Below are 15,238 nucleotides of genomic sequence, written 5' to 3'. Positions count from 1 at the left end.
AAGAGACAGTTGAAATGATTAAAGTTGGTCAGATTAACCACTTAGAAGTAGTAAAAAGAGCCGATTTCGGCCTATTTCTTGATGCTGGCGATTATGGTACGACCTTGTTGCCAAATCGATTCGTTCCAGAAGGTGTAGAAGTAGGTGATTTCCTAGATGCTTTTTTATACTTCGATTCTGACAGTCAGTTAGTCGCCACAACTGAAACGCCAATCGCCCAAGTAGGTGAATGGGGTTTGATGAAAATTGAAGGTGTGAACTCTACGGGGGCATTTGCTGATTGGGGTATTAAAGGCAAAGATCTACTTATTCCCTTTAGTGAACAGCGCGCTCGTTTTGCAACGGGGCAAACTGTATTAGTTTATGTCTACACCGATAAAGCATCCGGTCGTATCGTAGGTACCACTAAATTTAACAAGTGGCTTGATAAGACGCCAGCAAACTACCAACGCAATCAACAGGTGGATCTGATTATCGCAGAGCGAAGCGACTTAGGTTTCAAAGCTATTGTTGAAGGTCAGCACTGGGGGATGATTTTTAAATCTGACGTATTCGGTAAGCTGTTTATTGGCAAAAGGCTTAAGGGATACATCAAGAGCGTTCGTGAAGATGGCAAGATCGATCTTTCTCTGCAGAAGGTAGGTGTTGGAAAAATGGACGACTTGAGTCAGAAGGTACTGGACCTGCTAGAGAAGAAAGGGGGTTTCCTTCCTCTTAATGACAAATCTTCTCCAGAAGCAATTTTTGCTGCTTTCCGCACTAGTAAAGGAACGTTTAAGAAAACGATCGGTGGATTGTACAAACAAGGCAAAATAGTTATCGATAAAGAAGGTATTCGCCTTTCTTAGTTAAAACTTGAAGCGGCTTCCAAAAAAAGGCCCTTTGCTGATCCTGCATTGGGCCTAGGGGAAGGGCTCATAAAGAGCCTGCGCTAACTGTTTGAATTTCCGACTTTATCCATACATAAATTGTAGTTCAAGATCCGGATTTAGCTAGGCTCTTATAGAATTTCATACTATTGTTTTACCACTTAGAATAGATTTTTATCTCTTACTAACTCGCGCGGTAAACCATTCTTAATTCGATTTCCAACCCATTTTCCTAGACCAATCACATCGTTACCTAGCTTTACGATGACTTCGCCTTTGCCAGAAAGGCCCTCCGGGCGAACATCACGCCCCATAAACCATTCTCTCGCGTCATCGACTGAAAGTGCTACTGATGTTGTCTCCATTCCATCAGCAAGTGCTGTCGCTACTTGATGCTGCCAACGATAACCTTTTTTATGAGCTTCTGCGATTTTTATACCCATTCGAGAAAAGCGTAGTTCACCTAGCATAGGTTCCAACGCATTCGGGAATAGCCATACATCGTTGTCTCGCAGCCATACTGAGCTGTCGGCGGGCAGGTCGATATCCAAGGCTGATTTTAGCTGGATTTGAATGTCAGCTTGGATTTTGGTATTTGCTTTTTCGAAAGGAAACTTGCCTAGTCTTTTTTTAACTATAGGCGCTTCGACTGAGCCAAGCTTTCGTATACGTGCAACAAAGAAGCCTTCGCAATCATAAACCTGAGGGAAAATGTGCAGGAAACCATCTTCAGTAAGGGCTTTGTCAGCGCCGGGGAAAAGTTCGCTCAAGCTTTCAAAGCTAACTTCTTCACCAAACGTCTCTTTAAGGTGATGACAGACTTGCTGGTTTTCCTCAATGCTTAATGTACAGGTAGAATAAACCATCACGCCACCTGGTTTTAAAGCGTGAAATGCGCTTTCAATCAGGTCTTTCTGCGTATCTGAAATCGAGATGACAGACTCTTTTGTCCAGTTTTTCATTGCGTCTGCATCTTTGCGTACGGTTCCCTCCCCAGAACAAGGAGCATCAATCAGTACCGCATCGAACTGCTCTGGTAGCCAGCCGCCGAAAACGCGACCATCGAAGTTGCTCAATGCAGCGTTGCGGACACCACAACGCTCAATATTGGCATGCAAGACTTTGACTCGACTGGCAGAAAACTCATTCGCTACCAATACACCGCTATTTCCCATACAAGCAGCAATCTGAGTGGTTTTTGAGCCTGGAGCAGCAGCCATATCAAGTACACTTTCGAACTCATTGCTTTGCTCAAACAGTGCAGAAACCGGCATCATTGAACTGGCTTCTTGAATGTAGAATAGACCTGACATATGTTCAGCGGTATTTCCAAGTGGAACTTCAGACTCATCTGCTTCAATCCAAAAACCTTCATGGCACCAAGGCACAGCTTCCAACTGCCAACCTTTGCCTTTAGCTCGTTCAAGAAATTCATCTACGGTTATTTTTAGCGTATTGACTCGAATACTCTTGCGCAGAGGGCGCTGACATGCAGCGACGAAATCGTCCATGTTCAGACCTTGAGGAAGAATGGATTCGATTTCAGACAGGAACTCTTCTGGTAGATAAACGTTATGGTGCAAAGCTTTGTCTCGACTGGCTTAAAAGGTCGCTGATTATAGCCAAATAATAGGAAAAACGCAGCGGTTAGGCTGCGTTTTATTAGGTACATAGTGAATAATTCGTTGAGTGCTAGGGTTTAGGAATAGCCGCTCGCCATTCTTTCCAACCATCTTCTGCTTTAGCGTAAAGATAGAAAGATTGACCTTGCTCAGCGATTGGTTCTAGCTGATTTTGCTCTGGAGTGGAGAAGGTGATACCTCCACGAACTAAACTATCAAATGTACCCGCTTTGATGTTTGCTCCAGTTAAGCCGATAGACACATCCACACCTGATGTATTCCAGAAAACGCTATTGCGTCGCACCAGGTAAGCGTAATTAGGGTCAATGACGACGGTAGAAACCACGCGATCAGCAAATTCTCCCAATTCAACCTTGGTCACTTCGCCAACTTCAATATCTCGGTAAAGTATCGGAGTTCCTGCGCTGATTGAACCGCGAGATTCACTTTGCAGGGTGAAGGTAACACCACGGATAGCTTTTTTATTTGGATGCAGCGCGAATTGATTCTGCGCTTTTCCTTTACCTGGCTGAACACTAATGGATTGTGATAGCAAATTTTGAATGTTCTTAACGCCTCGTAAACCAACTTCGGCTTTTGGAAGCCAAAAGTAGGAGCCTTCAACCGCAATCGTATCGGTATACTCAGGCAAAATTCGTGCTTTGACTTCAACGCTCTTACGGTCAAAATTAGGTACGACAAGTGTCACTTCACCAACTTGTACACCGTTGTAGTTGATGCTCGTTCCTTTAGATAGCGTGTTTTCTCCTTCCAGTATCAAGGTAATCACTTGGCCAAATTTGCGGGCTGTTTTGAAATCTTTGTACAGTAGCCATTTATCATTTTGTTTATTGTCGACGCCGGGCAGTGAATCAAAGGCAATGCCACCTTGAATCAGAGATTTCAGTGGTGCCGCTTTAACATTGATACCAGCAAGGCTGGCGTCAATCTCAACCCCGGAGCGATTCCAAAACACGGTTTGCTCTGTTACCAGATGCTTGTATTGGTTTTCTATGCTGGCTGAGATAATGACACCACCGTCAACCAAATAGAAATCAGCTACGTTACCAACTTGAAGGTTACGGTAGAGTAGAGGGCTCCCTTTGCTAATCGGAGGTAACTCGTTGGCAAACATAGTTAATTTGGTCGACCCAGACATATTATACTTTGCTAGTTCAGCCAGCGACTTGCTAGGGTAGAGCTTATATTCGTCTTGTGCGCTCTCTTTCCCCTCGCTGACAAAGCTAATTGAACCAGTCAGCAGTTGTTTCGCTGGTGGGACACTGATGTTTAAGCCAGTTTCTGTCAACTCTGCACTTGCGCTACCAGTAACAAAGAATCGGTTTTGTGATTTGATTAAGTGGGCATAATCGCTATCAATCAAAGTGTCGAGTTGTACCTTGTCATCGACTAGGCGTACTTGAGTTACACTTCCGACGCTAATCCCGCGGTAGAGAATATGGGCGCCCTGATCTAAGCCAAACGAGTTGTCCGCGACCAAATGGACAGACACAGAGCGAGCTTGCTGTCGATTAAACTCATCTTTTCTAACGGCACTGAATTTACGTGAGCGTTCTCCATCACCAGGAACAATAGTCAAAAAGTTACCTTTAACGATATTGGCAATGTTTTCTATGCCAGAAAGCGATACCTTCGCTTCTTCTAGGATAAACTTACTACCCGTGGTTAGCATATCGCTGAAAGCGGGTTGAATAGCCGCAGAGGCGACAATACTTTGTCTGCCATTACTTAGTTCTAAGTCGGTAATTTGTCCGATTTCGATGCCACGGTACATAATAGGTGCACCACTTTCGCTAATCTTGTTGTCATCAGGAAGCTCCACTTTTATGGCAATACCTCGACCAGCAGTTTTGATATCAGGGTAGAGCCTAAATTCAGTGTGATCAGCGACTGGCGCACCTCCATCTGGAGAGTCAACCGCAATAGAACCTCCAATTAAAGCACTAAAGCTCTCAAGACGAACATCGACCCCTTCAAAGCCAATGTTGGCACCGATACCACTCACATTCCAAAAACGACTATCATCGGTAATGATATGTCGGTATTCATCTTGGATAGATGCTTGAATAACAACGTGTTTCGAGTCGGGATGGAGCTGATAGCTATATACTTCGCCGATAGGGATTTTACGATAAACAATTTGCGAACCAACAGAGATTCCTCCAAGGTCGAGCGCTTTGAGTGAAATATTCAACCCCTCACTTGCCATAAGATCTGATGGTGCACGTTCTAGAGCGGTAAACTCTGTTTCAGGCTCTGATGGGTTACTGCTTGGTGATATAGCGATATAGTTACCCGATACGAGAGCATCGAGCCCAGAGATTCCTGATAGGCTAGCGGTAGGCTTAACCATCCAAAATCGAGTCTCTTTAGTCAGTAGCTTGGTTGCTTCTGGGTATATATCTGCATCAACGTAAATACTTTGAAGGTCTTCTGCTAGGCTGATGTCTTTCACCATCCCAACTTCTAGACCTTGGTATCGAATCGTTGTTCTACCTGCAATCAAACCCTGTGCATCTGAAAAGTAGATTTGCACCCGTTGCCCAGCATCTTGAACCGCTTTAAACACTAACCAGCCTGCTAATACCATGGTCAAAATGGGCAGTAACCACAGTGGGGATAGCCCTTTATTGCGCTTGATATTAGGCGAATAAGAGTTTTGTGTCGGAGAAGGATTACTCATTTAGTGACTCTTTGTTTTTGTTTTCTTCTGGGTAGTTATCCCAAATCAACCTTGGATCCATGCTTTCCGCCGCAAGCATTGTCAATACAACTACAATACCAAAAGCAACTGCCCCGAAACCGGGCGTGAAATCAAGGATTTGGCCTCGATCAACGAGTGTCATCATGATGGAGATAACGAATAAATCCATCATGGACCATCGACCAATCCACTTGATAGTGAAGTAGAGGGTCATTCGGTGTCTGTGATAGACCTTACGCTTAAACTGAATGGCAAGCAGGAGGTATGACAAGCCAAGAATTTTCGCGACTGGTACAACAATACTGGCGACAAAAATAATAACAGCGATTCCCGTCATGCCACTTTTGACCAAAGAGGCAACCCCAGAAAAAATCGTATCTTCTAGCCGTTTCCCATTGGTTAAAAGAATTGATATAGGGATTAGATTTGCGGGAAAAATCGCGATTGAAGCCGCAATTAAGTACGCCCATGTTTTTTGTATAGAGCGCGGCTTACGGTGGTGAATAGGGCTATGACAACGTTTGCACTCAGTCCCTTCAGGTTGAGATAGGTGGCAATGGTGACAGTGTAGCGTTTTTTCAGTTGCAGCGTATTTGTCTTCTGGCTCATACACTTCCCAGTATCTGCGGACACTCACACGAGTAACAAGTAGCACAGTGGATACCTGTAGCAGTAATAGTCCTATCAAACCTGGTCCAACAATAATGTCAGAATAGTCTTGTAGCTTGAAACAAGAAATGGCGATACTCACCAAGAACACGTCGATCATTACCCAAGGTTTAAGGTGTTGAACAAGGGCTAACGATATCTTGAGTAGTTTGAATTGGTGATATTTCAATGCGATATGAGCAGCCACCACTGAACTGCAAACAATCAGCGGAGCGATGGAACTGCAGAAAAAGATCAATAGCGACAACATTACAAAGCCTTCCTGAAATAGAGTAAAGACTCCGTCTGGAAGGGTTGCAGGTATCATGACACCGAAAAGGCGAATACTAATAAAGTCGAAAAAGTGGGAAGGGATAAACAGCAGCAAACAAGTTATAGCAATCGCGAGATTACCCGAAAGAGAAGGGCGACCACCTCGATACAGTTTGGTATTACATCGAGGACAGTATGCAGTTTTACCTCGCTCAACTTCGACAAGATCAACGGGAAGCTCGCAACCGTCGCATAACCTAACAGAGACTAACTTAGAAGAATGGGCATGCATAGATGGAGGAGGGCTCATTGCTCCTCCTCAAGTAAATAGGCGTTATATTGGCTAACTATGAGATTGCACACTGCCATATAATGTTTGATATAAGCCTTGCTGTTCAACCAACTCTCCGTGTGTACCCGCTTGGCTAACTTGCCCATCTTCGAGTACGTAAATTAAGTCTGCTTGTTTCACTGCAGATAATCGGTGCGCTACGATCAGTGTAGTACGACCTTTCAAAAATTCTGTCAGCGCTTTATGCAGCGCAGCTTCTGTCGCAGTATCAAGTGCAGATGTTGCCTCATCCAAAATAACGAATTTTGGATTGCTTAAAATCATCCGTGCAATAGCTAAGCGCTGCCTTTGACCACCTGATAAGCGAATACCACTTCGACCTATTTGTGTTTCTAAACCGTCACTTAATTGGCTAATGACATCTTGCATTTGTGCAATTTCAAGTGCGCGCCACAACTGCAAATCATCGTAGGTCGAACCTAGGGTCAGATTATGCCTTAAAGTGTCATTAAATAGTATAGGCTGTTGTAATACAACGGCAATTTGGTCTCTAATTATGTCAAAACTGATATCGTCAGTGGTTTGACCATTAAATCGTATTGTGCCGGAACTCGCTTGATAAACGCCGATAAGAAGCTGTATGAGTGTCGATTTACCGCCACCACTGGCACCCACTAATGCTACCTTCTTTCCAGCCGGTATAGACACATTAAGATTGGTTAAGACTTGCGTTTCTTCATTATAAGAGAAGTTTACATTTTCTATCTCGATATCCACTTCACGGTCTTCGGTAAATGGATTGATTTTGCTAACAGGACGATGCTCTTCTTCTAAGTCGAGGAGGGCATTGATACGTTTTAAGGCCGCTTTTGCGCTGTACCAAGAAAATTGAATACCCAATAGCTCCTGTACTGGAGAAAGCATAAACCACAAGTAGCCGAAGACTGCGAAAATCTGGCCGATAGTCAGGTCACTAAACAGCACCATCAGCATGGCAACTGCTCGGAACAACTCAAAACCTAGTAAAAACAATAGGAATGACACTCTGCCTGCTGCTTCTGACTGCCAAGCATATTTATCTGCGTCAACACGAATTTGATTGGCTTGGTCTTTTAGTTCATTTAGGAATTCTCTTTCTCTATTGGCGGCGCGCAGTTGATAGATACCATCCAAGGTTTCAACCAAGCGGTTTTGAAAGCGTTCAAAAGACTGGTTCTCACGCTTTTTAAGGTGTTTTACCTTGCTACCTAGTTTACGAGAGAAGTAAATGACGACTGGATTTACCAGCAATATAAATAGACCAAGCCGCCAGTCTAGCCATAATAAAACGCCGGCAGTGCCTAGGACGGTCAATAGACTAATTAGAAACTTACTTAAAGTAGATCCAATAAATTGATCGATAGTCTCTATGTCTGTGATGAGGTGTGCATTGATTCCACCGCTACCACGAGTTTCATACTGACGAATGCTAATGCGCCCCAGTTTATCAATCATCTTGCTGCGCATTTGGAAGGTAATGGTTTTAGAAACCAAGGTAAATTGACGGCTTTGAAGAATACTGAGCGCTTGGCTCGCACTGCGCATAATGACCACCAGCAATAGAGTGAGCGCGATGTATCCCGTTGGCGTTTGCATTGAAGTAGGCAGCAAGCTATTCATCGCCTCTAGCCCTTTCCCCGGTTGGTTGAGAAGGACTTCATCTACCATCAGTGGCATTAACAATGGGATCGGCACACTAATTAAGGTGGCAATAAGCGCGATGATATTGGCAAGTATTAATTTTGACTTGTGCTTTTTTACTTGAGTTATCAACCAAGAACGGCTAATAGTGTTGGGATTATCGATCATTATAATGAGAATGCTTACTATTTAATGTTTGCGGCGATTGTACGCAGATTTATGTTAGAAGTCTCTAATTTTACAAAGGTCACGAATTTTCAAAAGGATGTAACAATGAAAATAGAACATTACCACCGCTTAACCAAGCAAGCTGCGGCATTAATTGAATCTGAAACCGATCTTATTGCGAATTTATCGAATGTAGGTGCTTTGCTTAACATGGAGTTAGACAACTTAAACTGGGTTGGTTTCTATCTAATGAAAGACGGTGAGTTAGTTCTTGGCCCATTCCAAGGTAAACCAGCTTGTGTTCGTATTCCTGTTGGTCGTGGTGTATGTGGAACCGCGGTAGCAACTAACACTGTACAACGTATATACGACGTGCATGAGTTTGAAGGTCACATTGCTTGTGATGCAGAGAGTAATTCTGAGCTGGTTATTCCATTTTCAATTAATGGTGAAATAGCCGGGGTACTGGATATTGATAGCCCTAATGTTGGCCGATTCAATGAAATTGATGAGGAAGGACTGACATTTTTGATGAGCGAAGTAGAAAAGCTGCTTAATTCACACGCTATCGGGGCATAATTTGTCTATTGAGTGTGGTTTTTCGCTTGCAGGTCACTATAATACCTCAAATATTTAAATCTTAATGCTCGCGGACAAGCCGCAATAACCAGGAATCCTCATGGAAAACACTGAAAAGTTAAAAAACAGCAAAGAAGTTATCGCATATATTGCTGAATGTTTCCCTAAGTGCTTTACTTTAGAAGGTGAAGCAAAGCCACTTAAAATTGGTATTTTTCAAGATCTTGCGGAGCGTCTAACGGATGATCCAAAAGTAAGCAAAACTCAACTTCGTGCAGCGTTAAGACAATACACTTCATCATGGCGTTACCTTCACGGTGTGAAGCCTGGTGCAGTACGTGTAGATTTAGATGGCAACCCAGCAGGTGAGCTAGATGAGGAACACGTAGAACACGCGAAAACAGCACTAGCTGAGAGCAAAGCGAAAGTGCAAGCTCGTCGTAAAGAGCAAGCGCAAAAAGCTCGTGAAGAAGGCAAAGCGAAAGCTAAGCCAGCTGCGAAAAAGCCACAAGGCCGTCGCCCACAACAGAATAAAGTACAAAAAGCCAATAAACCGGTAGAAACGCGTGCTTTGAATGCTGATGAAGTAAAAGTTGGCAATCAAGTAAACGTCAATATGGGTAAAGGAAACATGGCTGCGACTATCGTTGAAATCAATAAGGAAGATGTGCGTGTTCAACTGTCTAACGGCCTACAAATGGTTGTAAAAGCGGAGCACCTACGCGCATAAAGGAGATACTCCTACGCATGAAATGCCGTTCAAAAATGTCGCTGATCGCTGCTAGCTTATGGCTAGCAGCTTCTTCAGCCTATGCTCTAGAAGCAAAAATTACCCTTGAGGACTTACCTGTCCTTTCTCCGGAAGCACAACACGCCACAGCAAGTAAGCGTGTTGAAGAAAAGCTTACCAGCTCTCACTACAAACATATCAAACTCAATGATGACCTATCGCGTAAGATCTTTTGGCGCTATGTCGAATCATTGGACTACAACAAGAATGTCTTCACTCAGGCTGACATCGATGCCATTTCTAAGTGGCAAGACTCTGTTGATGACCAGTTAAAGTCTGGTGACACTCAAATTGCATTTGAACTGTACAATTTATCGATGAAGCGTCGTTATGAGCGATTTGTTCATGCGCTTAAGCTTCTTGATACAGAAATGAAGTTTGATGTCGATGAGAGTATTGAGCTTGATCGCAGTGAAGCCACTTGGCCAAAAGACACGGCAGAGCTTGATGAGTTGTGGAGAAAGCGAGTCAAGTATGACGCTCTTAACTTGAAACTTACAGGTAAAGAGTGGGACGAAGTCAAAGAAGTTCTTGGTAAACGATACAACAACGCTTTGAAGAGGCTGAGCCAAACGCACAGTGAAGATGTATTCCAGTTCTATATGAATGCATTTGCTCGTGAAGTGGATCCTCATACTAGTTACCTTTCTCCTCGTAATGCCGAGCAGTTCCAAACAGAGATGAATCTTTCTCTAGAAGGAATTGGTGCAGTATTGCAAATGACGGATGACTACACTGTCATTCGCTCTTTGGTCGCTGGTGGTCCAGCTTCTAAGAGTAAGCAACTGGGCGAGGGTGATCGAATCATTGGCGTTGGTCAAGATGGCGAAGAGATAGTTGATGTCATTGGTTGGCGACTCGATGATGTCGTGCAGCTAATCAAAGGCCCGAAAGGCACTAAGGTTAACCTGCAGATCTTGCCTGAAGGTAAAGATGCGAAAGCAACGGTTATTACCTTGGTTCGTGACAAAATTCGTTTGGAAGACCGCGCTGTTAAATCTGAAGTGATTGAGAAAGACGGCAAGAAGATTGGTGTGCTAGAAGTACCTAGCTTCTATGTCGGTTTGGCAAAAGATACTGACAAACTGATTTCTGAGCTAAAAGAGCAGAATGTTGATGGCATTATCGTCGATCTACGCAACAATGGCGGCGGCGCTTTGACAGAAGCGTCGGCACTAACTGGATTGTTTATCAAGAGTGGACCAGTGGTTCAGGTTCGTGACAGCTACGGCCGAGTCAATGTGAAAGGCGACTTTGATGATCAGATCAGTTATGACGGTCCGATGAGTGTCCTGATTAACCGTAATAGTGCATCGGCCTCTGAGATTTTTGCGGCGGCTCTACAAGACTACGGTCGCGCTGTAATTCTTGGTGAAAACTCGTTTGGTAAAGGCACGGTTCAGCAACACCGCACGCTTGGCAAGATCTATGACTTGTTCGACAAAGAGCTTGGTTATGTTCAATACACGATTCAAAAGTTTTATCGAATCGATGGTGGCAGTACGCAAAATAAAGGCGTAGCGCCAGATATCGCGTATCCAACAGCAGTTGAGCCTAGTGAAACTGGTGAGAGTGTTGAAGATAATGCCCTCCCTTGGGATAGCATCGACAAAGCCAAATATGAAGTGTTACAGCGTAACTCTGAAATGGTTAATAAGCTAGCGGAAAAACACGAAGCTCGTATTGCTAACGATCTTGAGTTTGGCTTTATCGCTGAAGATATTGCTAAGTACAAGGCAGAAAAAGACGACAATACTTTATCATTGAATAAGAAAACTCGTCAGGCTGAGAGCGATAAGTCAGATGAAAGACGTTTAGCTCGAATCAATGAACGTCAGAAAGCAGAGGGTGAAGAGCCATTTAAGTCTTTGGATGATGTGCCTAAAGATTATGAAGCGCCTGATGCTTACCTTGATGAATCGGTAGCTATCATGGTTGATATGATTAAATCTTAAGATTAATCAATGATATAAGAAAGCGGACCTAGTCGGGTTCGCTTTTTTTTTATAGATAATTAATGTGATTTAGATCAATTTTTTCGCTAAATAAACTTTGTGTGCCTAAGCTTAAAGAAAAAGAGTAAGGAGCACGCTATGAGATTGATTGTTTTGATATCGCTAATGTTTAGCTTCTCAGTGCTAGGTAATGGGGTACGTGACAACAGTGACTTAACGCAGTTTGATCACCCATTCTTACTAGGTGATTGGTACTTGGTTAATCCAAATCCCGAGCAGTCACAAGAAAACTTTTTGGCGATTAAGTTGACGCTTGATTCAAACTACAGCTTTAAAATCGACATTCAAAAACGAGATTATTCGGTCGATCACTGGGAAGGGTTTTACACCGCGAATGAAGATACCATAATTCTTGGATTGGACACTTCAGAGCCTCAAGTATATCAATATGCGGCTAACCACAATCTATTGAACCTGAATGGAGTCACCTTTACTAAAGCGCTATCAAACTCTTTAGCCGGTATGTGGTCGAGTGCTCATTTTGAAGGCGATGAAGCTTTATCGAGTGATGTTCATAAACTCGATCTTATCCTTCAACCTGATTTTGTCTTTATGTTCAGAGTGAGTAACGATGACGGTGATGAAGCGGTTCATAGAGGTGTGTATTACACCGAAGGTGAGCATTTAGTTCTTTTATATGAAAACGGCGAACATGAAACCCGGTATACACTGAACAAAGATACCCTTACTTTAGAAATGGAAGAAGGTTCGTTATACGCGGTACTCAATCGAATACGTTAGTGAGATAAGTGTGAGGTTTGATGACTATCTAGACAAATAGTTTGAGTTCGACGTCAACAATAGACAAAAAACGAGGTATTTCTTAGCAGAGCCTCGTTTTTTTGTATCTAGAGTTGTAAGCTAACACGCAATTCGTCAACGTTGATTTTACAACGTTCTAGCCATACTAACGTATATACGTAGTGTGCTCTTCAAATGAATTTAGTCAGAAGGATTTAGACATGGCTCAGACTCCTCAAGCCAAATACCGCAAAGACTATCAGTCTCCATCTCATACTATTACTGATATCGATCTTACGTTTGACCTATATGACAACGAGACCACTGTGACGGCAGTGTCGCAGGTCACACAGTTAAAAGACGCAACAACGATTCGTCTAGAAGGTGAAGACCTTAAACTGAAAAGCATTCACGTCAATGGTGAAGCTTGGACTGCCTATGAAGAATTAGAAGGTGCTTTAGAAGTTCATCAGTTACCAGAGCAAACTGAACTTAAGATTGTAACTTTGATTGACCCGGAAGCAAATACGGCGCTAGAAGGTCTTTATAAGTCAGGCGGCGCGTTCTGTACCCAGTGTGAAGCGGAAGGTTTCCGACGCATTACTTACTACATGGATCGCCCTGATGTATTGGCAAAATACACCACGAAAGTGATTGCCGATAAAGCGGAGTATCCATTCTTGCTTAGTAACGGTAACCGTGTTGCTGAAGGTGAACTTGAAGGAGGACGTCATTGGGTTCAATGGCAAGACCCGCATCCAAAACCTGCGTACTTGTTTGCTTTAGTGGCTGGTGACTTTGATGTACTGCGTGATAAGTACGTCACTAAGTCAGGTCGCAATGTTGAACTGGAAATCTTCGTTGATAAAGGCAACTTAGATCGTGCGCCGCATGCGATGACATCATTGATCAATTCAATGAAGTGGGATGAAGAGCGCTTTGGTCTAGAGTATGACCTTGATATCTACATGATTGTTGCGGTTGATTTCTTCAATATGGGGGCGATGGAGAACAAAGGTCTAAACATCTTTAACTCTAAGTTTGTCCTCGCGAATGAAAAAACAGCGACGGATACCGATTACCTCGGTATTGAAGCGGTAATTGGTCATGAATATTTCCACAACTGGACAGGTAACCGAGTCACTTGTCGCGATTGGTTCCAGTTAAGCTTGAAAGAAGGTTTGACCGTATTCCGTGATCAAGAGTTTTCTTCGGATCTGGGTTCTCGCGCAGTAAATCGTATCAACAATGTCCGTATAATTCGTGGTCCTCAGTTTGCGGAAGATGCGAGCCCAATGTCTCACCCGATTCGTCCTGAGCAAGTTATTGAAATGAATAACTTCTACACATTAACGGTGTACGAAAAAGGCAGTGAAGTCATTCGAATGATGCATACCTTGCTTGGCGAAGAAGGCTTCCAAAAAGGCATGAAGCTTTATTTTGAGCGCCATGATGGAACTGCTGCAACTTGTGAAGATTTTGTCTCGGCAATGGAAGATGCATCTGGCGTGGATCTGAAGCAATTCCGTTTATGGTACAGCCAGTCTGGTACGCCGACTGTAAAAGTCAGCAGTGAATATGATGAGGTCGCGAAAACCTACGCACTCACTGTAGAGCAGACTACGGAACCAACCCAAGACCAAGCTGAAAAACAAGCACTTCATATTCCGTTTGACGTTGAGCTCTATGCACAAAATGGTGATGTGATTGAGTTACGCCGTAACGGTGAGCTGGTCAACAATGTGCTTAATGTCACTGAACCAAAGCAGACGTTTGTGTTCGAGCAGGTGACTGAGCGCCCAGTTCCTTCACTGCTACGTGAATTTTCTGCACCGGTTAAATTAGAGTACGACTACAGCGATGTAGAGCTGATCTTCCTAATGGTGAAAGCACGCAACGAATTTGCTCGTTGGGATGCAGGTCAAATGCTGTTAGCGAAATACATTCGTAGTAACGTAGAGAAAGTTCAGGCGGGTAACGAAGTAGAATTGTCTGCTGAAGTGATAGATGCATTCCGCGGCGTGCTACTTTCTAGCGAGTTAGAGCCTGCATTTATTGCTGAAATGATGTCTCTGCCAAGCCACAATGAGGTGAGTGGTTGGTATAAACAAGTTGATGTTGATGCGGTAGCGAAAGTACTCAAGGCAATCAAAGTCACCTTGGCGACGGAACTTGAAGATGAGTTGAGCGCTATCTACCATAGCCTCAAGCAGCAAGATTACACCATTGAACATGCGGCTATCGGTAAACGTTCTCTACGCAATACGGCATTAGGCTATCTTGCTTACACTGAGCAAGGCAATACATTGGCTAAAGCTCAGTATGCTGATGCGAACAACATGACGGATACCATTGCGGCAATGAGCGCAGCAAACAGTGCTCAGCTTGAATGTCGCGAAGTATTAATGTCTGATTACAGTGACAAGTGGAAACATGATGGACTTGTGATGGACAAGTGGTTTGCTCTACAAGGGACAAACCCTGCTGAAAATGTACTGCAAGTGATCAAGCAAACAATGAACCATGAAGCGTTTAGCTTGAAAAACCCGAACCGTACTCGTAGTTTAGTCGGCTCGTTCCTCAATATGAACCCAGCACGTTTCCATGCCAAAACTGGTGAAGGCTACAAGTTTGCGGGTGAGATCTTACGCGAGCTGAATAGCAGCAACCCGCAGGTGGCGTCGCGCTTAATTGACCCACTGTTGAAATTCCGTAAATATGACGACGAGCGTCAGGCTCTCATCAAAGCGGAGCTTGAAACATTGAAAGCGATGGACAACCTAGCGAAAGATTTGTTTGAGAAAGTGACGAAAGCGCTGGAATCTTAATCAATCTG

Annotated in this window: 10 protein-coding genes; 6 read left to right on the top strand and 4 right to left on the bottom strand. The window is 43.6% G+C overall.

The genetic code is table 11. From position 1 onward, the window contains the following. Nucleotides 1–14: 14 nt before the first annotated feature. Nucleotides 15–848: a CvfB family protein gene (locus tag AC6R00_RS00460; protein WP_500638984.1), complete on the top strand. Its 834-nt coding sequence runs from the start codon at nt 15–17 to the stop codon at nt 846–848. Nucleotides 849–1,030: 182 nt separating this feature from the next. Here AC6R00_RS00460 and rsmF read toward each other — a convergent pair whose 3' ends face one another. The 4 genes from rsmF to AC6R00_RS00440 all read right to left on the bottom strand — a co-directional run bounded on the left by rsmF (nt 1,031) and on the right by AC6R00_RS00440 (nt 8,277). After that, nucleotides 1,031–2,452 carry a 16S rRNA (cytosine(1407)-C(5))-methyltransferase RsmF gene (gene rsmF / locus AC6R00_RS00455; RefSeq protein ID WP_500638983.1) on the bottom strand — a complete coding sequence of 474 codons (1,422 nt, stop codon included), beginning with the start codon at nt 2,450–2,452 and terminating at the stop codon, nt 1,031–1,033. A 109-nt stretch (nt 2,453–2,561) separates the two neighbouring features. After that, a complete protein-coding gene (locus AC6R00_RS00450) occupies nt 2,562–5,195 on the bottom strand; it encodes a PqiB family protein (RefSeq protein WP_500638982.1) in 2,634 nt (877 codons plus the stop codon). Beyond that, nucleotides 5,188–6,447 carry a PqiA/YebS family transporter subunit gene (locus tag AC6R00_RS00445; protein WP_500638981.1) on the bottom strand — a complete coding sequence of 420 codons (1,260 nt, stop codon included), beginning with the start codon at nt 6,445–6,447 and terminating at the stop codon, nt 5,188–5,190. The genes AC6R00_RS00450 and AC6R00_RS00445 overlap by 8 nt, the downstream gene beginning before the upstream one ends. Before the next feature lie 33 nt (nt 6,448–6,480). Continuing rightward, the gene (locus AC6R00_RS00440) at nt 6,481–8,277 is read right to left on the bottom strand and encodes an ABC transporter ATP-binding protein (protein WP_500638980.1); all 1,797 of its coding nucleotides are present in this window, start codon (nt 8,275–8,277) and stop codon (nt 6,481–6,483) included. Between the two features lie 105 nt (nt 8,278–8,382). Here AC6R00_RS00440 and AC6R00_RS00435 point away from each other — a divergent pair, with 105 nt between their 5' ends. From AC6R00_RS00435 to pepN, 5 genes are all read left to right on the top strand, one after another. Next, nucleotides 8,383–8,856, top strand: a complete 474-nt coding sequence (locus tag AC6R00_RS00435) for a GAF domain-containing protein (RefSeq protein ID WP_500638979.1) — start codon at nt 8,383–8,385, stop codon at nt 8,854–8,856. A gap of 100 nt (nt 8,857–8,956) precedes the next feature. Further along, a complete protein-coding gene (gene proQ, locus AC6R00_RS00430; RefSeq protein WP_004742836.1) occupies nt 8,957–9,586 on the top strand; it encodes an RNA chaperone ProQ in 630 nt (209 codons plus the stop codon). Nucleotides 9,587–9,603: 17 nt separating this feature from the next. Beyond that, entirely contained in the window at nt 9,604–11,601 is a 1,998-nt protein-coding gene (gene prc, locus AC6R00_RS00425) for a carboxy terminal-processing peptidase (RefSeq protein WP_500638978.1), read from the top strand. A 138-nt stretch (nt 11,602–11,739) separates the two neighbouring features. Further along, nucleotides 11,740–12,402, top strand: a complete 663-nt coding sequence (locus tag AC6R00_RS00420; protein WP_500638977.1) for a hypothetical protein — start codon at nt 11,740–11,742, stop codon at nt 12,400–12,402. Between the two features lie 221 nt (nt 12,403–12,623). Then, complete coding sequence (gene pepN, locus AC6R00_RS00415; RefSeq protein WP_500638976.1) at nt 12,624–15,230, top strand: aminopeptidase N; 2,607 nt, start codon at nt 12,624–12,626, stop codon at nt 15,228–15,230. Nucleotides 15,231–15,238 lie beyond the last annotated feature (8 nt).

It is taken from the genome of Vibrio sp. R10-SF1-ISO8, assembly GCF_059833805.1.
This window is presented reverse-complemented; position numbering and strand designations above follow the sequence as displayed.